Source organism: Azospirillum endophyticum (assembly GCF_016595245.1).
In the GTDB taxonomy this organism is placed as follows: domain Bacteria; phylum Pseudomonadota; class Alphaproteobacteria; order Azospirillales; family Azospirillaceae; genus Azospirillum; species Azospirillum endophyticum.
This window is the reverse complement of sequence record NZ_JAENHM010000056.1, coordinates 1-18,754: the sequence shown is the minus strand read 5'-3', so window position 1 is coordinate 18,754 and position 18,754 is coordinate 1. Positions and strand designations below refer to the sequence as shown.

Sequence of the window (18,754 nt, the reverse complement as noted above, 5' to 3'; positions counted from 1 at the left end):
TCTGCCGGATGTAGGAGCGCCCGCCGTTCAGCGCCGTCGCCTTCGCCGGGTCGATGTCGAAGCCGGTGACCGCGAAGCCGGCCCCGGTCAGCGCCAGGGCCAGCGGCAGACCGACATAGCCGAGCCCGACCACCGCCACCCGCGCGCTGCGGCCGCGATAGGCGCCTTCCAGGGCTCCGATGTCGAAGGCCTGGGTTTCCGCCGAGGTGTCCGCTGTGCTCATCATGCCGTTCCGTATGGACGCTTTGAAGGGTCGGGCTTTAAAGGGCCCGGTTTTGAAGGACTGCGCCGCCCGGACAGGCGGCCCGTCTGCGGTAGTCGAATGTGTGACGGCCGGCAAGGCTTTGCGCAATCCCCCGTTCCGTATGGCATCACTGTGTTTCGTCGGGGCGGATGGCTGCCGATTGTGCGCAGTCTTTGTTATGATGAGGCGTTTCTGGAGGGAACGATCATGGCGACGGTCAGCCAGGGGAGTCGGAATTCCGCAGCGGATGTGCCGAATGAACTTCTTCGCCCGGTCGTGGAGTATTTCCAGCCGCGCAAGGTGATCCTGTTCGGTTCACAGGCTCGCGGCGATGCAGGGAACGACAGCGACTACGACCTTTTCGTCGTCGTCGATGACGATACGCCCCCGGAGCGGCTGTCCTGGCGAGGCAAGCACGAGGCGCGCAAGACCTACCACCGGGCGGTCGACATCGTCGCATGCCGGGAATCGGTGTTCGAGCGCAGGCGCGGCGTGGTCGGCTCCTTGTCCCATACCATCGATCAGGAGGGTGTCGTTGTCTATAAGCGGTACTGACCGCAAGGCTGCTCTGGAAGCGTTGGACATCCTCCAACGCTTGTACGCAGCGGCCACGACAGGCTGATTCCGTCATGACGCTACACTCCCCGCCCCTCCTGCCCCAGCAGATCGCCCCGGTGGACGACCGCCAGTCGGCGCTGACCGCCCGCCATCTGGGCGGTGATGGGAGTGCGCTGTACGGCTATTTCATGGCGCTCCGCGAGGAGAGCGACCGGGCGCTCGCCGGCCTGCCGGCGGCCGGCGGCAAGCCCTATCCCTATGGCCGTTGCGAGGAAATCACCCGCGACCTCTTCGCCCGGCTGTCGCAGCGTCTGGCCCAGCCGGCCGGTCCGGTGGAGCGTGCGTTGCGCGCCTTCGTCGAGGAGGGCGGCGTGCTGCGGAGCGTCTGGGGCGTCCTGCGCGACCAGTATTTTCAGAATGCCCTGCAGGTCGGCGCGCTCTATGTCGACGTGTCGAACGACACGGTGGTGGTCACCAAGCCGAAGGTGGAAATCCTGCCGGTGGAGGGCTCCGGCCTGGTGCCGGTGCGCGATCTCACGCATTTCCGGCAGACGGCGGAGCGCTATTGGGGGGCGACGCTCTACGCCAATCATCTGGCGCCGACGCTGGCCCCCCTGCTGCCGGTCCTGTCGGTCAGCCCCGGCCGGCTGGCGCCCGGCCTGCAGTCGGCCTGCGACTACATGATCGCGCTGATGTGCCGCGACCGCTTCCGCGATGCCGAACGCTGGCTGGAGACCGCCCCCGCCCCGCCCGCGGATCTCGCCGCCGCCTGTCTCGCCACCATCCCGGCCGACCTGCGCCCGCTGACCGGACAGCCCCGGCTGGAGGCGGTCGCCGCCTGCCGCCGCGCGCGGGAGGCCGGCTGCTGGGCCGACCCCGACTGGCGCACCGCCCGCGTGCTCGACTATCTCCGGCTCATGCGCGGGGCGGCGGGAGGGGGCTGACCCCCGCGCCGGCCGCCGGAACCCCTCACAGCCGGTCGGTGCCGAAGGTGTCGCAGGCCTCCAGCCGACCGCTTTCCATGCCGGTGCGGAACCAGCGGACGCGTTGGGCGGAACTGCCATGGGTGAAGCTGTCGGGACTGACGGTGCCCCGAGCCTGACGTTGCAGCCGGTCGTCGCCGATGGCACTGGCGGCGGTCAGCGCCTCCTCGACGTCGCCGGGCTCCAGCATCCGGCGGTCGCGGTTGGCGTGGTTGCCCCAGATGCCGGCGAAGCAGTCGGCCTGCAGCTCCAGCCGCACCGAGAGGGCGTTGGCCTCGGCCTGGCCGCGTGCCTGCTGCTGGGCCGCCTGCACCTTGTCGGAGATGCCCAGCAGGTTCTGCACATGGTGGCCGACCTCATGGGCGATGACATAGGCCTGGGCGAAGTCGCCGGGGGCCTGGAAGCGGTCGCGCAGCTCGCGGTAGAAGCCGAGGTCGATGTAGAGCTTGCGGTCCATCGGGCAGTAGAAGGGTCCCATCGCCGCCTGCGCCCGGCCGCAGCCCGACGACACCGTTCCGGTGAACAGGACCAGCGTCGGGTCCTGGTACTGGCGCCCCATCTGCTGGAAGAGGCCCTGCCAGGTGTCCTCGGTGTCGGCCAGCACGACGGAGACGAAGCGTTTCAGCTCGTCGTCGGCCTGGCTGCGCGGGGCGGCCTCGCCGACCCGGGTGCGGCCGGTCGTGCTTTGGTCTGCCGTGCTCTGGTCCGCTGTCGTCCGGTCCGCCGGTTCGCCGCCGCCCAGCAGCACCGTCGGGTCGACCCCCAGCACCATCGACACCAGCAGCAGCACGATGGCTCCGCCGACGCCCAGCCCGCCCGGGCCGATGCGGATGCCGCCACCCCGTCCCCCCAGCCCACCGAAGCCACCTCCTCCAAGGCCTCCCTGCCCGCGGCGGTCCTCGACATTCTCGCTTTCCCGTCCGTCCTGCCACCGCATCTCAACCCTCCTTCGGCTGTCCGCCAGGGACCGCCCAATGGACCCGTGGAGACGAAACCACCAGGGGGCTTCCCTCGTTCCCTGCGGGCCCGGCGCCAAGATGGAGAAGCGGACCGGAGTCGCTTGAAAAACCCGGCTCCGCCCCCCATCTGGGAGAAGGCCGAAAACCGTTTGCGCGGTGCGTTCCCTGCACTCGCCCCCGCCTTCGCCGCTTCGATCGGGCGCCGCTTCGATCGGAAGGGGGCCTGCTCCGGGGACGCCGGCCATTTGGAACATGCCCGTACCGGGGCCTGTTCCGCTTTATCGGAACCTGTCCGGCGGTGTCCGCCGCGGCGGTTCCCGTTTGAAGACGACACACACGACGCCACACAACGAAGAGCCGGCCGGCACCGATCCCTCGGTCCGCCCATCCGGCCTGGAGGATTTTCATGACGACCCCGATGCTTTCCGCCCTTTCCCAGTCCAGCGGCCATTTCACCGCCCAGCCCGCGCTTGTCCCGGCCCAGCGGGCCTCCACCCGTCTTTCCGCCGGCCAATTCGCCGCAGCGGATGGCAAAAAGCCCGATTTTCGCTCCGATCCGCAGCCGTCCGGCTTGACCCGGGGCGAACTGCGGCAGATTGTGCTCGACATCCTGGGCTGAGCCTCTTGACCCGGGCTCGCCTCTTTCTACCCCTCCACGACCACAGGAGATCACCATAGCCAAGCTCTACGACGCGGACCCCGTCCGCGAAGGCCCGCGCCTCAACCGTGAAATCACCGCCCGTATGGTCCGACTCGTCGGCGCCGACGGCGAGATGGTCGGCGTGGTGCCGCTCCGCCAAGCGCTGGAAGCCGCCGCGGATGCCGACCTCGACCTCGTCGAAGTGGCGCCCCAGGCGGATCCGCCTGTCTGCAAGATCCTCGATTACGGCAAGTTCCGCTTCGAGGAGCAGAAGAAGGCCAATGAGGCGCGGAAGAAGCAGAAGATCATCGAGCTGAAGGAAATCAAGCTTCGGCCGAACATCGACGATCACGACTATGACGTGAAGATGCGCTCCGCCATCCGCTTCATCGAGGAAGGCGACAAGGTCAAGATGACCATGCGTTTCCGCGGTCGCGAGATGGCGCACCAGGATCTCGGACTGAACGTGCTCGTCCGCGTGCGCGATCAGCTCCAGGACATCGCCAAGGTCGAGCAGATGCCCCGGGTCGAAGGCCGCATGATGGTCATGGTTCTGGCCCCGCGCTGAGTCGCGTCGAGCCCGGACCAAAGGGGATCACGCGGGGCGGTTCGCCGCCCCGCCCTTTTCTCCCGTCGACTGTAAACCTTATAACGAATTTCATCGTCCAAAATCGCGCCGGCCAAATTGTGCCCGATCGGTCCCGGAACATCCCGCGTATTGCGCTGGAGTAATACCCGACTATTCTCATTGGGTTATTGACCTCGTCGGCACCGAACGCAGATCATCGGCCTTCCTGTTTCTCCACGGTGTTCCGGAAAGCCGTCGTTATGAAGGACGAACGTGTCGCGCCCGCCTGGGAGCCTGTCTCCGGCGAACGGCAGTTCCGCTTGCTGGTCCAGAGCGTGGTCGATTATGCGATCTTCATGCTCGACCCTACCGGCGTGATCCGCAGCTGGAATGCGGGGGCCGCCCGGATGAAGGGCTATGCGGCCGACGAGATCATCGGCCGGCATTTCTCCAGCTTCTATACGGAAGAGGATCGCGCCGACGGCCTGCCGCAGCGGGCGCTCGCCACCGCACTGTCGGAGGGCAAGTTCGAGGCGGAGGGCTGGCGCGTCCGCAAGGACGGCACCCGCTTCTGGGCCAGCGTCGTCATCGATCCCATCCATGACGAGACCGGACGCCTGCGCGGCTTCGCCAAGATCACCCGCGACATCACCGAACGCCGCAAGGCCCAGGAGGCGCTGGACGAGGCGCGCGAAGCCCTGGCCCAGGCGCAGAAGATGGAGGCGGTCGGCCAGCTGACCGGCGGGGTGGCCCATGACTTCAACAACCTGCTGCAGGCCATCAGCAGCAGCCTGGAACTGATCGAACAGCGGCTATCGGCCGGCCGCACCGACATCGCCTCCTTCACCGCCACCGCGCGTGTCGCGGTGGACCGGGCCGCCACCCTGACCCGGCGCCTGCTGGCCTTCGCCCGGCGCCAGCCGCTGAAGCCGGAGCGCGTCGACCTGAACGCGCTGGTGGCCGGGGTGTGGGACCTGCTTGGCCGGTCGGTGGGCGAGGAAATCCGGCTGGAGCACCGGCTGGCGGAGCCGCTGTGGCCGGTCCATGCCGATGCGAACCAGATCGAAAGCGCCCTGCTGAACCTGGTGATCAACGCCCGCGACGCCATGCCCGGCGGCGGATGCGTGACGGTGGAGACCGCCGACGTCAGCCTGCGGCCGGCTCATCTCGCCAACGAGCCGGGGGTGGAGCCCGGCGACTATGCGGTGCTGACCGTGCGCGACAGCGGGACCGGCATGCCGCCGGACGTGCTGGCCCGCGTCTTCGAACCCTTCTTCACCACCAAGCCGATCGGCCAGGGCACCGGGCTGGGGCTGAGCCAACTCTACGGCTTCGCCCGCCAGTCCGGGGGCTTCGTCCGCATCGACAGCGCGGTCGGCCGGGGCACCGCGGTGCATCTCCACCTGCCGCGCGATCATGCCGTCGCCGACACTGTTTCCACCGCCGCTTCCGAGCAGGCGGAGCCTCCCGCCATCCCCGCCCCATCCGCCGGCCGTGGCACGGTTCTGGTGGTGGAGGACGAGGAACTGGTCCGCATGCTGCTGGTGGAGGTGCTGGAGGATGACGGCTACGCCACGCTGGAAGCCGCCGACGGCACGGCCGCGCTCGCCCGGCTGAGCGAGATCGGGACGGGAACAGAGGCTGGAACGAAGCCCCCGGTCGACCTGCTGGTGACCGATGTCGGGCTGCCCGGCCTGAACGGGCGCCAGCTGGCGGAAGCGGCGCAGGCGCGTTATCCGGACCTGAAGGTGCTGTTCCTGACGGGCTATGCCTTCCAGACCCTGGACGGCCGGACCGGCGATGGCGAGGATGGGCTTGGCCGCAACATGCGCATGCTGGCCAAGCCGGTGGCGGTCGACGCCTTCCGCGCCATGGTCCGTTCGATCCTGTCCGACGGATGATGCCCGCCGTCCCGCAGCCGTCCCGCCCTGCCCCGCCTTCAGGGGAGCCCGCAACGCCCACAGAATCCCGCTGCCGCAGCGGGCCTGCGCGCCAACCGCCGGACCTGAGACGATGCCCCTGCTCGCCCGTGTTTCGACGCTGCTGTTCTCCCTGACCGCCTTAGCCGTTCTGGTCGCCGTTCTGGCCGCGCTGCTGCTGGCGCCCCTGCCGGCCGCGGCCCGGACCTCGGCCAAGAGGTCGACGGCGCCGGTCGCCGCGGAGATCCTGATGGATGCGCAAAGCGGCAAGGTCCTGCGGGCGCGCAATGCCGATACCCTGACCTATCCGGCCTCGCTGACCAAGATGATGACGCTGATGCTGACCTTCGAGGCGTTGGAGCGCGGCACGCTGCGGCTGAACCAGAGCCTCGTGGTGTCTCAGCATGCCGCGTCGATGCCGCCGTCGCGGCTGTGGCTGGCGCCCGGCAGCACCATCACGGTGGAGCAGGCGATCCTGGCGCTGGTCACCCGCTCGGCCAACGACGTGGCGGTGGTGCTCGGCGAGGCGCTGGGCGGCAGCGAGGAGGCCTTCGCCAAGACGATGACGGCACGCGCCCGCCGGCTCGGCATGCGCCGCACGGTCTTCCGCAACGCATCGGGCCTGCCCGACCGGCTGCAGCGGACGACGGCGCGCGACATGGCGATCCTGTCCCGCGCGCTGATCCGCAGCCACGCCGGCCATTACGCTTATTTCAAGCGCCGCAGCTTCGACTGGCAGGGCGGCACGGTCTATGGCCACAACCGCCTGATGGCGCGCTATCCGGGCATGGACGGCATCAAGACCGGCTACATCGCCGCCTCCGGCTTCAACCTTGCCGCTTCCGCGGTGCGGGACGGCCGCCGCCTGATCGCCGTGGTGATGGGAGGGTACAGCGCCAACTCCCGCGACACCCAGGTCGCCGACCTGCTGGATGCCGGCTTCAAGCGGCCGACCAGCCCGTCCAGGCCGGCACCCGTACAGCCGGATCTGGTGATCACCAGGAACAGCGCCTCGACCACCGAACGCAGCACGGCGGTGAGCGTGGCCGTTCCCGTGGTGAAGCCGGCCCCGGCCACGAAATCCGGCGCCGCGAAATCCGCCGCCATGAATGCCGGCGGCTCCTGGTCCATCCAGGTCGGGGCCTTCGCCAGCAATGCCGCCGCGCTGCGCAGCGCCCGCGATACCGCCAAGCGCTTAGGGACCCTCGCCGACGGCGCCAGCCCGGCGGTCGTCCGCTCCGGCGGTCTCTACAAGGCCCGCCTGACCGGCTTGCCCGCCGCGGACGCCGCCGCCGCCTGCAGCACCCTGAAGACCGCCGGGCACGGGTGCTTCGCGCTTCAAGGCCGGTGACGGCTGGACGGGGAGCTTTCTATAGCGTCGCCATGATGTGCCCGATCAAGGCCGATGGCCGGATGGGTTTGGACAGGATGCGGATGCCGGGCTCATGCCCGAGATCCTGCAGCACCGCCGTCTCGGCATAGCCGGTGACGACCAGGATCGGCAGGCCGGGGCGGTGACGGCGGACGAGGCGGGCCAGATCGGCGCCGGTCATGCCGGGCATGGCGAAGTCGGTGACCAGGACGTCGATCCCTTCATCCGCCTTCAGCAGGGCCAGGGCCTCTTCGCCGGTGGAGGCCTCCGACACCCTCATGCCGGCCTCGTCCAGCACCGCGGCATTCGCCATGCGGACCAGCACATCGTCCTCGACCAGCAGAACGCGCATGGCGGCGGGCGGCATGCGCGGCGGTTCGGTCTCGGCGGCGGCGCAGTTGGTCCCGGTGGCATCGGCAAGGGCGTCCGAGCCGCTTTCGCCCGGGTCTTTGGCCGGAGCATGGGGCAGATACAGCGTCACGGCGGTGCCGAGCCCGGGGTGGCTTTCCAGGCGCATGCCGCCGCCGGACTGGGCGGTCAGGCCATGCACCATGCTCAGCCCCAGCCCGCTGCCCTGGCCGACTGGCTTGGTGGTGAAGAAGGGATCGCAGGCCCGCGCCAGCACGTCCGGCGGCATGCCGGTCCCGCTGTCGCGCACGGTCACGGCGACATAGCCGCCCGGCGCCAGGACGGGGGAAGTCCCGTCCTCCTCCGGCTCGCCCGCTGCCCCGGCCGTTTCCCTGCCCGCCTCCACCGACAGGCTGGTGACGGCGATGGTCAGGGTGCCGCCGTCCGGCATGGCGTCGCGGGCGTTGATGGCGAGGTTCAGCAGGGCGATGTCGAATTGGTGGGGATCGACCAGCGCCGGCGGCACGCCGGCGTCCCGGTCGATGCGGATGCGGATGGCGCCGCCCAGCGCGCGTTCCAGCAGGTTCGCCATTCCGCCCACCTGGGCGCCGAGATCGACCGGCGCCGGAGCCAGCTGCTGGCGGCGGGCGAAGGCCAGGAGATGCTGGGTCAGGGTGGCGCCACGATCGACCGCCTGGCTTGCGACCTCCAGCGCCCGGCGGCTTTCCGCCCCGCGCAGCTCGCCGCCGGCTTCCAGCAGATGCAGGCTGGAGCGCACCGCCTGCAGCAGGTTGTTGAAATCGTGGGCGACGCCGCCGGTCAGCTGCCCCAGCGCCTCCATCTTCTGCAACTGGCGGACATGCTCCTCCGCCTCGTCACGGGCCTCGACCGCCTGCCGGCGCTCGTTGAGCGCGCGGTTGGCAGTCTCGTAGGCCAGGAACTGGCGCGCCATCGCCCACAGCATCAGGGCGAGCGCCACCGCGCTGACCAGTCCGGCGCCGGCGATGACGACCGCCTGGCTTTGCCAGCGGGCCAGGATTTCCTCCCGTGTCCGGCTGACCCCGACGACCAGCGGGTAGTTGCGCAGGGACTGGAAGGACAGGATGCGGTTCTTGCCGTCGACCGAGTGCGGCGCTGCATAGGTGCCGGTGTCGAAACGGGCGAACTGTTCGGTGACGCCGGGGCTGGCGGCGATGGTTCCGACCTTGTCCGGCACCGGCGGGAAGCGCGCCAGCAGCATGCCGTCGCGCCACCACAGGCTGAAGCCGCTGCCCGGCGCGACATGCAGGCTGTGGTAGAACTTCTCGAAATAGGACAGGCGGATGGCCCCGACGACCAGCCCGGCCAGCCCGCCGTCGGGGTCGTTCACGCGCCGCGCGATGTAGAGCGTCCACTCTCCGGTGGCCAGACTCTTCGTCGGCCGGCTGACATAGGCGCGCCCGGGATCCTGGTCCTTGAGCATCAGGAAATAGTCGCGCCGGGACAGGTCGAGCGCCGGGGGCGGAAACTGGCGGGTGAAATTGACCAGGGTGCCGTCGGCGGCGACCAGACTCAGCGCCTCCAGCTGCGGCAGGCTGGAAGCCTTGGCCTTGAGGATCTCGTAGACCTGCCGGTCCGTCCGCAGCCGCTTGAAGGCATCAGGGCTGTGCCGGCTCTCAAGCGGGATCTGCTCGGCGACCCAGCCGACGGTCAGGTCGATTCCCTCGATGGCGCGTGCCGTCTGCTCGGCCAGCGAGGCGTTGAGCGTGCGCAGGCCCAGCATGGCCTCGGTCACCGTCTCGTCATGCAGCCGGTCCAGAACCATTGCGGTGCCGCCGCACAACGCCGCCAGGACGGCCACGCCAAGCGCACCGATGTTCCGAAGCGGACGGCTTTCCCTCAGAAGCCGCAGCATGACGCCCGCTTGCGATCCTCCTTCACCACCGCTCCCTTCCCCATGTCCGGCTCTGTTCCCCTCACCGTCGCCATGGCGATCCGCTTCCCCCGGCCGACCCGATCGATGCCCGCCGGAGGTGCGGACGGCTTCGATGCGGCATGGCCCCGACTATAGACACCGCGGCCCGCCCGGCAACCGGTTCCAGGTCATAGGGCACGCCGCGGCGCTCCTCTCCAGCGGCAGCCTTCCTGCGATGCCGCCATCCTGCACGGGCCGCCGACATGGTGGACATGGATCGGCGGTGGCGTCGTCACGCCGCACCGGCTTCGGGCTTGAAGGCTGTCCTCCGTCTCACCACCGTGTTCGGCGTCACCGGGCTTCGGCTCGCGATCCTGGCAATGGTCGGCGCGGTGACCGGCGTCACCCCGCCGGTCACCGCGAACGCCCTGCGCCTTCCATCCGTCCGCCCTTGAGCGGTCAGATCAAGATGCTGAATTCATTAGGAGAAACTCCATGAGCATGACACGGCGGACGATGATGCGGGGGGCGGCGATGACCGTTCTGGCGCTCGGCCTGGGAGCGGTGGGGCTGCCGGCCATGGTCCGCGCCGCCGTTCCTGCCGGCGGTGCGGCGGTGGAGGTGTGGAAGGCCGCGAGCTGCGAATGCTGCGAGGGCTGGGTGCGGCACATGCGCACGGCCGGCTTCGACGTCACCGTCCACACCGTCGACGACGTGACACCGATGAAGCGCATGGCCGGCGTGCCGGACGAGCTCGCCTCCTGCCACACGGCGCGGGTCGGCGGCTATGTGCTGGAAGGCCATGTGCCGGCCGACGACGTGAAGCGGCTGCTGACCGAACGGCCGCAGGCGCGCGGGCTGGCCGTTCCCGGCATGCCGCAGGATGCCCCGGGGATGGATATGGGCAGCGGCCAGCCCTATCAGGTCATGCTGTTCGGCGCCGCAGGCGGACCGCAGGTCTTCGCCCGGCATTGACGGCCGGCGTAGGTGCCCGGTTCGAAAGGATTGCGCAGACCACCCAGGGGCGAGGCTGAATCCCTTGCCCTTGCGGGCACGGCCGGGCATTCCGGTCCATATGTTGACTCTATCCCCTCCAGGGGGATAGGATCATAACCATGAGCACGCATCATTCCCATCCCGACATCGTCAAGCGCCTGAAGCGTGCCGATGGTCATTTGCGCGGCATCGTCGAGATGATCGAGGCCGGGCGCCCCTGCCTGGACATCGCGCAGCAGCTCCATGCGGTGGAAAGCGCGGTGCGCGAGGCCAAGAAGCTGCTGATCCACGACCATCTCGACCATTGCCTGGACGCCGCGGTCGATGCCGGGCCGGAAGAGTCCCGCCGCTCCGTGGCGGAGTTCAAGGCGATCACCAAATACCTGTAGGGGGCGGAGATGCCGGATTTCGCCGCCTTGCTGCAGCAGGGAACCGGGCAAGCTTGGCTGTTCGTTCCCAGCGCCATCTTGCTGGGTGCCCTGCATGGGCTGGAGCCCGGTCACTCGAAGACCATGATGGCCGCCTTCATCGTCGCCATCCGCGGCACCGTGCTGCAGGCGGTCCTGCTGGGGCTGGCGGCGACCGTCTCGCACACGCTGGTGGTGTGGGTGGTGGCGCTTGTCGGCCTGCGGCTGGGCCGGGGCTGGGATGCCGCGACGACCGAGCCCTATTTCCAGGTCGCCTCGGCGATGCTGATCATCGGCGTGGCGCTGTGGATGATGGCGCGGACATGGCGGGAGCAGCATCGACACCACCATCACAGCCATCACGATCAAGGCCATCACGATCATGGCCACCACCACGACCATCATCACCATGGCCATGAGCCGGAAGACGCCCACGCGCGGGCCCATGCCGAAGAGATCCGGCGCCGTTTCGACGGGCGGCCGGTGACCACCGGCCAGATCGTGCTGTTCGGCCTGACCGGCGGCCTGATCCCCTGCCCCGCCGCCATCACCATCCTGCTGCTGTGCCTGCAGCTGAAGGAGGTCGCCTTGGGCAGCGTGCTGGTGCTGTGCTTCAGCATCGGGCTGGCGCTGACCCTGATGGCGGCCGGGGTGGTCGCCGCGCTGGGGGTTCGGCATGCCGAGCGCCGCTGGTCCGGGGCCGTCGGCCGCATCGCCCGGCAGGCCCCTTATGTCTCCGGCCTCCTGATCCTGGCGGTCGGGTTGTCTGTCGGGATCCATGGTCTGTCGGAACTGGGCTATCACCTCGCTGACGCACCCTCGCCGTTTCCTGTCGTCCAACGGGCCGGATAACCTGGGCAGATCATGCTCTCGGCGGCAAAGACATGGGCACGCGCGATCAAGCGTGACGTGCTGGCGGTCTATCTGGCGGCGCGCGACCCGCGCACCCCCTGGCATGTCCGCATCCTGGCGATGGCGGTCGCCGCCTATGCGCTGAGCCCGATCGACCTCATTCCAGACGTCATCCCGGTGCTGGGCTATCTGGACGACCTGCTGATCGTGCCGCTCGGCCTCCTGCTGGTCGTCCGCCTGATCCCGCCGGAGCTTCTGGCCGAACACCGGGCCGCCGCGGCAGCGCGCCAGTCCGCCCGGCCGGTCAGTTTCGCTGCGGCCGCGGTCATGGTCGCCCTTTGGCTGGCGGCGGGCGCCCTCCTGTGGGGGTGGCTGGCGCCGTGGCTTGAAGGCCGGCTGCTTTAGCTGTCCGCCACGACGCTGTCCGCGGAACGTGCCAGGATGCCGGCGACGACGGCGTCGAGGTCGCCGCCACGGTAGAGCGTTCCGTCGATGCCCGCCCGCTGCGCCGCCTGAAGGTCGGTGTCGCGATCGCCGATCAGGAAGCTGCCCTTCGGCTCCACCGGCCATTCGGCCATCGCCTGCAACAACATCCCCGGCTCCGGCTTGCGGCAGGCGCAGTCGGTCCGATAGGGCGGCTCACCATGCTCGGGATGGTGCGGGCAGTGGTAGAAGGCGTCGACATGGGCGCCGACGGCGTTCAGCTCCTGCTGCATCCAGCGATGCAGGGTGCGCACATGCTCTTCGCTGTACAGGCCGCGGGCGACCCCAGCCTGGTTGGTGACAACGAAAACCAGGAAGCCGGCGTCATTCAGCCGCTTCACCGCCTCCCTCGCCTTCGGCATCCAGGTGATCTGGTCAGGGCGGTGGGCGAAGCCGATGTCCTCGTTCAGCACGCCGTCGCGGTCGAAGAAGGCGGCCCTGCGGCCGGCCGGGGTGGTTCTGTGGGGCGGGATCGGAGCGGTGGGCATGATGGTGGCGGGCCGCCTTCGCATGGCTGGGCTTGCAATTCGATGGCAATGAAAAGCCGTTCAGGCGGCGCTGCTGTCAACCCGGATGTGGCTGCTCCTTCCAAGTCAGCCGCCGAGAGTGACGGTCAGGCGGCGGGCATGGCTGCCGGGCCAGTGGAGCCGCCCGCGGCAGCGGCAACGCATTACGGAAGGATAGCTGCCGCGGGGGTTGGCGAAGGGAGCGCTCGAGCCGCAGGCGCCCTTCCTCCGCGCCTGGGCGAGCGGGTCCAGCCCCTTAGCACAAGACCGGTCCATGCCCCGCCAGCAAAGCAAATTATAAAATGACATCATCACATAATTTCATTAAACTATAGTGTCATTCTTCGCCGTTGTCTTACCCCCGTTCGATCCGGCGGACGCAGCCGAGCAGCAAATCTTCCAGGTTCAGCGGCGGAATATCGATGTGGATGACCTCGAACCCGTGGTCGCGCGCCCAGGTCATCAGGTCGTGGTTCGTCGCGGCGATGGACAGTAGGACGGGGCGGACGGCACCGCGCATCGCCGCCGGCTGGTCGGAGACCGACGGCCATGGCCCACGAGGGTCCCGGCGCTCCGGCTCTGTCTTCCCCACCACCATCAGGTCGGGAAGACCAGGGCCGAAGTCTTTGGATGTGGGCGAGACGAGGTGGCCCCCGGCCAGCAGCGCCAGCCCCTCGTCCACCGTGCCGCCCGCCACAACCCGCCATCCCAGCGTCTCCAGGTAAAGCCGCAGTCCCTCGCGCAGCAACGGGTTGCGGTCGGCGACCAGTGCCCAGTGCACCCGCTCTTCGCGCACCCGGCCTTCGGGGCTGCATATGGCCGGCCGGCAGGCCGGCGACATGGTGGCGTTTCCCATCCCGCAATTGGTCATGGATGCGTGCTCCGCTTCGCTGGCTCCTGTCTTCGGCAGGGATTCGATCCGATGACTTTTGAAGAAAATCCTTGCGGCCGCATCCTTCACATGACGGATGAAACGATCGGCCGATGGTTATACGCAACCGATTGAACTTGAGCGTGAACGGTTGCCTAATGTGGATTGTCCGGTAGCGGAGGATTTCCCCATGCCGGATGTGTCGGACTCGTTGATCGAGGACATCTACGACACCGTCACCTTCCCGGAGCGCTGGGAGGGCGTCCTGGAGCGGCTCTGCACATCGGCCGATGCAACGCACGGCTTCCTGTTCACCGCGGCGCTCGACCAAGATGCCCGGGCCATGGCGCTGTGGGCGCGCCACAACATCTCGGACGCGGTGCTTGGCGATTACACGGCTCATTTCCGCCATCGCGACCTCTGGGCCAATGCGGCAGCGGCACATGGCCTGCTGCACCGCTGCGTGGTTCGCCGTGGAGAGGAGTTGGTGCCGGAGGCGGAACTGCGCCGCTCGATGATTTTCAACGACATGCTGAAGACGCAGGGAATGGGGCGGTTGTGCTCCGTCTCCTTGTCCGATGGCGGCGAGTTGACGCGGATGCAGCCGGTGCTGAGCCTGTTCCGCCCGGCCGACCGGCCATCCTTTCCCGACGAGACGGTCCGGCTCCTGCAGGATTGTGCCCCTCATCTCCAGCGGGCGATGCGGTTGCGTGTCCGGCTGTGGGCGCGTCAGGACGGTCGGGAGGGCGAGGTCCGCTGGAGCGGCCGAATGATCGACCGCCTGCCGATCGGGGTCGCCCTGCTCGATGGCACCGGGCGGACCATCGGATTGAACCGGGCCGGGCAGGCGATGATCGACGCGCGTGATGGCCTGCGGCTTCTGCACGGGCGCCTGCAGGCTGAACAGGGGAGCCAAGCGCGCCGGCTTGCCCATGTGTTGGAGGTGGCGGTGTCGGCCGGCGCGAGAGGGGGTTCGGCGGTGCGCCGGGGGGAGACGGCCGATCTCCGTGTGTCGCGCCCATCCGGACGGGCGTCCTACCTGCTGACCGTTCTGCCGCTGTCGCCCGAAGCGGCGGGGCCGTTCAGCGATGCGGGGGGCGGGAGCGGCGATGGGGCGCACATCCGGGCCGCGGTCTACATCGTCGACCCGGCCGCGGCGGCGCCAGGGCTGGGTGGGCGGCTGGGCACCCTGTTCGGCCTGACACCGGTCGAGGCCGGTCTGGTCGTCGACCTGTTGGCCGACCTGACCCCAGCCGAGATCGGCGAGCGCCGCGGCGTGGCGATCAGCACCGTGCGCAGCCAGCTGCGCAGCATCTTCGCCAAGACCGGGACGACCCGCCAGAGCGAACTGATGAATCTGGTCAACCGCTGTCTGATGCTGCCGAAGGAGGAGTGACGGTCAGGGCAGTGCCGATACCACCAAAAGGCCGAGATAGATGCCAATGAACAGGCCCAGCACGATACCGTAATCTGCCTCGGTCATCGGGTTGGACTCGGGGTCGAACTGCCGCATGGATACGCCTTCTGTGCCGTTTGTCCTGCCTGAATAACAGTGGACAGCGGTGGCGCGTTGCGACATCGGCGAGTGATCCGGGGCCGGTTCTTGCAGACCGGCCCCTTCGGATAGGGGAAACCGCGGCCGCTTCAGGTGGAGCTTTCCGCTTGCCCGGTGATGGCAGGCTTCGCCGGCGCCTCTTCGGCAAGCGCGCGGTAGGCCAGCCCGCCGGCCAGTCCGCCGGCCAGCGGGGCGAGCCAGAACAGCCAGAGCTGCTGCAGCGCCCATCCGCCGACCACCAGCGCCGGACCGGTGCTGCGCGCCGGGTTCACCGAGGTGTTGGTGACCGGGATGCTGATCAGGTGGATGAGGACGAGGGCCATGCCGATCGCCAGCGGCGCGAAGCCGGCCGGCGCCCGCCGGTCGGTGGAGCCCAGGATCACCAGCACGAAGAAGAAGGTCAGCACCAGCTCAATCATCAGGGCCGAGGTGATGCTGTATTGGCCGGGCGAATGCGCCTCGTACCCATTGGCGGCGAGACCGTTGACCGCCAGGCTGTAGTCGGCCTTTCCGGTTGCGATGACATACAGGACCAGGGCCGCCGCGAAGGCTCCGACCAGCTGGGCCAGCACATAGGGCAGGATGTCCTTGGCCGGAAACCGCCCGCCCGCCCACAAGCCGACGGTCACCGCCGGGTTCAGATGACAGCCGGAGATGTGGCCGATGGAATAGGCCATGGTCAGGACGGTAAGACCGAACGCAAGCGAGACGCCGAGCAATCCGATCCCGACTTGCGGAAAGGCGGCGGCGAGCACGGCGCTGCCGCAGCCGCCGAAGACCAGCCAGAATGTCCCGAGAAACTCAGCGGAGCTGCGCCGAATCATACTCATGCCAATCTCCCACTGCTGTCAGGGTTGCCCAAGCCCGGCGGATGCCGGTGCATGGACGAGCATAAATCCGCCCGGAAGGGAGAGAGATCACGCGTTCGGGCGGGGGGATGTGGCAGAAGAACAGGTGGGTGGAACAACCGGATCGGGGTTGAGCCCGCAGGGCTCCCGAGCCCATACCGGACCCCCATTCCGCCGTTGCTGCAAATGGACGGAATGCCTCTCCTTGCGGGGATGCGCGCCGGCCCTTCCCCTACCCTGTGGCAACGCTTTGTTTAAGCTTCATTCCCTATAGAATTGATTGCCAGGATATGTGGCACATGTGCCGGCTGTCCGACCGATCCTGGACGGTCGATGGGGAGGTTTCGCAATGGCGGAGCAAGGCGAGCACGACATGGACGGCAAGGCGTCCGCCGATCCCAGGCCGGGCGCCTTCTCCCGATTGGCGGGCAACGGCAGTGCGGCATCCGGCGGCTTGGAAGGCATGGATGAAGCTGGCGTGCTGGACGCGCTGTTCTCCACCAACGCCGCCCCCATCCTGCTGATCGATCCCGGACGCGACGGAGCCATCGTCGACGCCAACCCCAGGGCTGCCGCCTTTTACGGCTACAGCCGCGACCGGCTGCGCAGCCTCCATGTCTGGGACATCAACCAGCTCGGGCGGGCGATCCTGCCGGCGATGCGCGAGATCGCGTCCTGGGAGGGCGGCCATTACCCGCAGCGTTTCCATCACCGGCTGGCCGACGGGTCGGTGCGCGACGTCCAGGTCTATGCCGGTCCCATCCGGTTCGGCGGGCGCAAGCTGCTGCTATGCATCATCCACGACATCACCGCCGTGATCGAGGCCGAGCAGTTCAACCGCCTGCTGCTGGAAAATGTGCAGGTCGGGGTCTGCGGCATCGACCGCTCCGGTGCCGTCACCTTCGTCAATCCCACCGCCGTTTGCGCTTTCGGATTTCGCCACGAAAGCGAGCTGATCCGCAGCCATATCGCACGCTTCCTGTTCCCCAACTCTCCTGGCGCGGATGGCAGCGGCATGCCTCATCCGGTGTTCCGGGTGGCGGAAACCGGGCAGGCGGCGCGCGACATCGAGGCGACGCTGTACCGCGGCGACGGCACGGCCTTTCCCGTACGCCTGACCGCCAGCCCGATCCGCAACAATGACGGGATCGTCGGCGTGGTCGTCAGCTTCTTCGACCTGACGGAGGAGCGCGAGCGGGAAGCCCAGGCGAGCGATCTCGCCAATGCCCTTCCGGGTGCCGTCTTCCAGGCCGAACTCCATCCCGGCGGGGGCTTGCGTGCGACCTACTTCAGCACGGCCGCGGCCTCCCTGTTCGGCGTGCAGCCGGATGCCGACCTCACCGTCCCGCAGACCCTGGCCCCCGTGATGACGGTGAAGGGCTGGGCCCGGGTCCGGCGCGGCCTGCGGCAGGCCGGCCGAGCCGGCCGGGTTTGGGAAGGCGAGATGGAAACCGCCGGCGGACGCTGGGTGCTCGGCCGCGCCCAGCCGCGCCGCCGGAGCGACGGCGCCGTGCTGTTCAACGGGGTGTTGCTGGACATCACCGACCGCAAGGGCCTGGAGGCGGATCTGCAGCAGGCGGCGATGCACGATCCGCTGACCGGGGTGTGGAACCGCCGGCGGTTCCAGCAGGCGGTGAGCGAAGCCGCGGCCAGGCTCGAGCGGTACGGACGGCCTTATATCCTGGCATTGATGGACATCGACCATTTCAAGCGCTTCAACGATACGCACGGCCATCAGGCGGGCGACGACGCCCTGCGCGTGGTCGCCACCACCTTGTCGGACCGGCTGCGCCGTTCGGATGCGGTAGCGCGCTGGGGAGGCGAGGAGTTCGCCCTGCTGCTGACCGAGGCTGACCTGCCTGCCGCCTTGGGTGTTCTCGACGCCCTGAGGCGGAGGGTCGGCGCACAGCGGATGGAGTGCGGCGGGGCGATCACCATCAGCATCGGCGTCGGTCAGGCCAAGGCCGGCGAGGATATCGACAGCCTGCTCCAGCGCGTCGATGCCGCGCTGTACAAGGCCAAGGCTGCAGGCCGGAACCGGGTTGAGCAAGCCTAACCGGTAGGACCCGCGGCCGATCTGTTCAGCCGGGGCCTGCCGTGGACAGGGCTTTGATGACCGTTCGATGAGCGGGGCCATCCGGTCGCGCACCGGGGCGGTCGACCTGTCCGAGGTGGTCGGCAGCGCGCTGGAGCGGATGTCGCGCATCCTCGCCGGCCATCGGGTGGCGGTCGATCTCGCCGCCGGCCTGCCGATGGTGGACATCGATGCGGTGCTGATCGAGCAGGCGCTGTTCAACCTGCTGGACAATGCCGGAAAATACGCGCCGGCCGGTTCGCTGATCACCGTGCGGGGCCGGGAGGATGGCGGGTTCGTCCGCATCGAGGTGCTGGATGAGGGCGGCGGCATTCCGCCGGAGGACGTGGAGCGGATCTTCGACAAGTTCTACCGCGTCCATGCCCAGGACCGGCAGCGTGCCGGCACCGGGCTGGGGCTGGCGATCTGCCGAGGCTTCGTCGAGGCGATGGGCGGCACCGTCACCGCCGGCAACCGTCGCGACCGGAGCGGCGCCGTCTTCACCCTGACCCTTCCCAGGGCCGCCGATCTGTCCGGATACGAGGAGGAAGCCGCGGCATGAAGTCGGACTCAAACCCGCTGCGCGTGCTCGTCGTCGACGACGAGCCGCCGATCCGGCGCTTCCTGCGCACCAGCCTGACCGCCCAGGGATACGACATCGTCGAGGCCGAGGACGG

General features: G+C 68.7%; 20 protein-coding genes and 1 pseudogene. 15 read left to right on the top strand and 6 right to left on the bottom strand.

From position 1 onward, the window contains the following. On the bottom strand, nt 1–226 hold a 226-nt coding region (locus tag JHL17_RS17945), incomplete at its 3' end, for an NAD(P)-binding domain-containing protein (RefSeq protein ID WP_345773832.1). Between the two features lie 225 nt (nt 227–451). Between JHL17_RS17945 and JHL17_RS17940 the strand changes: the two genes are divergently transcribed. Together JHL17_RS17940 and JHL17_RS17935 are read left to right on the top strand one after the other, a co-directional pair. After that, entirely contained in the window at nt 452–799 is a 348-nt protein-coding gene (locus JHL17_RS17940) for a nucleotidyltransferase family protein (RefSeq protein ID WP_200195067.1), read from the top strand. A 74-nt stretch (nt 800–873) separates the two neighbouring features. Beyond that, nucleotides 874–1,746 (top strand): hypothetical protein, encoded by an 873-nt coding sequence (locus JHL17_RS17935; RefSeq protein WP_200195065.1) that lies wholly within the window; start codon nt 874–876, stop codon nt 1,744–1,746. Between the two features lie 25 nt (nt 1,747–1,771). Here JHL17_RS17935 and ypfJ read toward each other — a convergent pair whose 3' ends face one another. Continuing rightward, nucleotides 1,772–2,722 (bottom strand): KPN_02809 family neutral zinc metallopeptidase, encoded by a 951-nt coding sequence (ypfJ, locus tag JHL17_RS17930; RefSeq protein WP_200195063.1) that lies wholly within the window; start codon nt 2,720–2,722, stop codon nt 1,772–1,774. 428 nt (nt 2,723–3,150) lie between these two features. Between ypfJ and JHL17_RS17925 the strand changes: the two genes are divergently transcribed. From JHL17_RS17925 to JHL17_RS17910, 4 genes are all read left to right on the top strand, one after another. Continuing rightward, nucleotides 3,151–3,363, top strand: a complete 213-nt coding sequence (locus JHL17_RS17925; RefSeq protein ID WP_200195061.1) for a hypothetical protein — start codon at nt 3,151–3,153, stop codon at nt 3,361–3,363. Nucleotides 3,364–3,418: 55 nt separating this feature from the next. Then, nucleotides 3,419–3,952, top strand: a complete 534-nt coding sequence (infC, locus tag JHL17_RS17920; RefSeq protein ID WP_081506050.1) for a translation initiation factor IF-3 — start codon at nt 3,419–3,421, stop codon at nt 3,950–3,952. Between the two features lie 260 nt (nt 3,953–4,212). Next, nucleotides 4,213–5,853 (top strand): PAS domain-containing sensor histidine kinase, encoded by a 1,641-nt coding sequence (locus tag JHL17_RS17915; RefSeq protein ID WP_200195059.1) that lies wholly within the window; start codon nt 4,213–4,215, stop codon nt 5,851–5,853. A gap of 112 nt (nt 5,854–5,965) precedes the next feature. Then, the gene (locus tag JHL17_RS17910; RefSeq protein WP_200195057.1) at nt 5,966–7,222 is read left to right on the top strand and encodes a serine hydrolase; all 1,257 of its coding nucleotides are present in this window, start codon (nt 5,966–5,968) and stop codon (nt 7,220–7,222) included. 19 nt (nt 7,223–7,241) lie between these two features. Here the strand turns inward: JHL17_RS17910 and JHL17_RS17905 are convergent, their stop codons facing one another. Further along, nucleotides 7,242–9,485 (bottom strand): hybrid sensor histidine kinase/response regulator, encoded by a 2,244-nt coding sequence (locus JHL17_RS17905; protein ID WP_200195055.1) that lies wholly within the window; start codon nt 9,483–9,485, stop codon nt 7,242–7,244. 314 nt (nt 9,486–9,799) lie between these two features. Here JHL17_RS17905 and JHL17_RS17900 point away from each other — a divergent pair, with 314 nt between their 5' ends. From JHL17_RS17900 to JHL17_RS17880, 5 genes are all read left to right on the top strand, one after another. Beyond that, nucleotides 9,800–9,940: a hypothetical protein gene (locus JHL17_RS17900; protein WP_200195053.1), complete on the top strand. Its 141-nt coding sequence runs from the start codon at nt 9,800–9,802 to the stop codon at nt 9,938–9,940. 40 nt (nt 9,941–9,980) lie between these two features. Next, nucleotides 9,981–10,460, top strand: a complete 480-nt coding sequence (locus JHL17_RS17895) for a DUF411 domain-containing protein (RefSeq protein WP_200195051.1) — start codon at nt 9,981–9,983, stop codon at nt 10,458–10,460. Nucleotides 10,461–10,600: 140 nt separating this feature from the next. Beyond that, nucleotides 10,601–10,870 (top strand): metal-sensing transcriptional repressor, encoded by a 270-nt coding sequence (locus tag JHL17_RS17890; RefSeq protein WP_200195048.1) that lies wholly within the window; start codon nt 10,601–10,603, stop codon nt 10,868–10,870. A gap of 9 nt (nt 10,871–10,879) precedes the next feature. Then, nucleotides 10,880–11,740: a nickel/cobalt efflux transporter gene (locus JHL17_RS17885; RefSeq protein ID WP_200195046.1), complete on the top strand. Its 861-nt coding sequence runs from the start codon at nt 10,880–10,882 to the stop codon at nt 11,738–11,740. Between the two features lie 12 nt (nt 11,741–11,752). Further along, nucleotides 11,753–12,145, top strand: coding sequence for a YkvA family protein (locus JHL17_RS17880; protein WP_200195044.1), 393 nt, complete (start codon nt 11,753–11,755; stop codon nt 12,143–12,145). On the opposite strand, the gene JHL17_RS17875 is transcribed toward JHL17_RS17880, so the two are convergent. Continuing rightward, nucleotides 12,142–12,711, bottom strand: a complete 570-nt coding sequence (locus tag JHL17_RS17875) for a D-glycero-alpha-D-manno-heptose-1,7-bisphosphate 7-phosphatase (RefSeq protein ID WP_200195042.1) — start codon at nt 12,709–12,711, stop codon at nt 12,142–12,144. The two genes, JHL17_RS17880 and JHL17_RS17875, sit on opposite strands and share 4 nt — an antisense overlap. A gap of 373 nt (nt 12,712–13,084) precedes the next feature. After that, nucleotides 13,085–13,600 (bottom strand): ANTAR domain-containing protein, encoded by a 516-nt coding sequence (locus tag JHL17_RS17870; protein ID WP_200195040.1) that lies wholly within the window; start codon nt 13,598–13,600, stop codon nt 13,085–13,087. A 190-nt stretch (nt 13,601–13,790) separates the two neighbouring features. On the opposite strand from JHL17_RS17870, the gene JHL17_RS17865 reads away from it, so the two are divergent. Continuing rightward, on the top strand, nt 13,791–14,996 hold the full coding sequence (locus JHL17_RS17865) for a helix-turn-helix transcriptional regulator (RefSeq protein WP_200195038.1): 1,206 nt from the start codon (nt 13,791–13,793) through the stop codon (nt 14,994–14,996). A gap of 248 nt (nt 14,997–15,244) precedes the next feature. On the opposite strand, the gene aqpZ is transcribed toward JHL17_RS17865, so the two are convergent. Then, a complete protein-coding gene (aqpZ, locus tag JHL17_RS17860) occupies nt 15,245–15,985 on the bottom strand; it encodes an aquaporin Z (protein WP_200195036.1) in 741 nt (246 codons plus the stop codon). Between the two features lie 367 nt (nt 15,986–16,352). Between aqpZ and JHL17_RS17855 the strand changes: the two genes are divergently transcribed. From JHL17_RS17855 to JHL17_RS37105, 3 genes and pseudogenes are all read left to right on the top strand, one after another. Further along, nucleotides 16,353–18,059 (top strand): sensor domain-containing diguanylate cyclase, encoded by a 1,707-nt coding sequence (locus JHL17_RS17855; RefSeq protein WP_247893630.1) that lies wholly within the window; start codon nt 16,353–16,355, stop codon nt 18,057–18,059. A 67-nt stretch (nt 18,060–18,126) separates the two neighbouring features. Next, complete coding sequence (locus tag JHL17_RS17850; protein WP_200195035.1) at nt 18,127–18,639, top strand: sensor histidine kinase; 513 nt, start codon at nt 18,127–18,129, stop codon at nt 18,637–18,639. Next, nucleotides 18,636–18,754, top strand: a pseudogene (locus JHL17_RS37105) (DNA-binding response regulator); the annotation flags it as partial. The gene JHL17_RS17850 and the pseudogene JHL17_RS37105, both read left to right, overlap by 4 nt.

Bases quoted from the DNA above. Each gene is read 5' to 3' on its own strand.
- JHL17_RS17925 (WP_200195061.1), top strand. From the start codon at position 3,151: ATGACGACCCCGATGCTTTCCGCCCTTTCCCAGTCCAGCGGCCATTTC.
- JHL17_RS17935 (WP_200195065.1), top strand. From the start codon at position 874: ATGACGCTACACTCCCCGCCCCTCCTGCCCCAGCAGATCGCCCCGGTG.
- JHL17_RS17885 (WP_200195046.1), top strand. From the start codon at position 10,880: ATGCCGGATTTCGCCGCCTTGCTGCAGCAGGGAACCGGGCAAGCTTGG.
- JHL17_RS17905 (WP_200195055.1), bottom strand. From the start codon at position 9,485: ATGCTGCGGCTTCTGAGGGAAAGCCGTCCGCTTCGGAACATCGGTGCG.
- JHL17_RS17910 (WP_200195057.1), top strand. From the start codon at position 5,966: ATGCCCCTGCTCGCCCGTGTTTCGACGCTGCTGTTCTCCCTGACCGCC.
- JHL17_RS17865 (WP_200195038.1), top strand. From the start codon at position 13,791: ATGCCGGATGTGTCGGACTCGTTGATCGAGGACATCTACGACACCGTC.
- JHL17_RS17890 (WP_200195048.1), top strand. From the start codon at position 10,601: ATGAGCACGCATCATTCCCATCCCGACATCGTCAAGCGCCTGAAGCGT.
- JHL17_RS17855 (WP_247893630.1), top strand. From the start codon at position 16,353: ATGGCGGAGCAAGGCGAGCACGACATGGACGGCAAGGCGTCCGCCGAT.
- ypfJ (WP_200195063.1), bottom strand. From the start codon at position 2,722: ATGCGGTGGCAGGACGGACGGGAAAGCGAGAATGTCGAGGACCGCCGC.
- JHL17_RS17915 (WP_200195059.1), top strand. From the start codon at position 4,213: ATGAAGGACGAACGTGTCGCGCCCGCCTGGGAGCCTGTCTCCGGCGAA.
- aqpZ (WP_200195036.1), bottom strand. From the start codon at position 15,985: ATGAGTATGATTCGGCGCAGCTCCGCTGAGTTTCTCGGGACATTCTGG.
- JHL17_RS17875 (WP_200195042.1), bottom strand. From the start codon at position 12,711: ATGCCCACCGCTCCGATCCCGCCCCACAGAACCACCCCGGCCGGCCGC.
- JHL17_RS17880 (WP_200195044.1), top strand. From the start codon at position 11,753: ATGCTCTCGGCGGCAAAGACATGGGCACGCGCGATCAAGCGTGACGTG.
- JHL17_RS17850 (WP_200195035.1), top strand. From the start codon at position 18,127: ATGAGCGGGGCCATCCGGTCGCGCACCGGGGCGGTCGACCTGTCCGAG.
- JHL17_RS17870 (WP_200195040.1), bottom strand. From the start codon at position 13,600: ATGACCAATTGCGGGATGGGAAACGCCACCATGTCGCCGGCCTGCCGG.
- JHL17_RS17895 (WP_200195051.1), top strand. From the start codon at position 9,981: ATGAGCATGACACGGCGGACGATGATGCGGGGGGCGGCGATGACCGTT.
- JHL17_RS17940 (WP_200195067.1), top strand. From the start codon at position 452: ATGGCGACGGTCAGCCAGGGGAGTCGGAATTCCGCAGCGGATGTGCCG.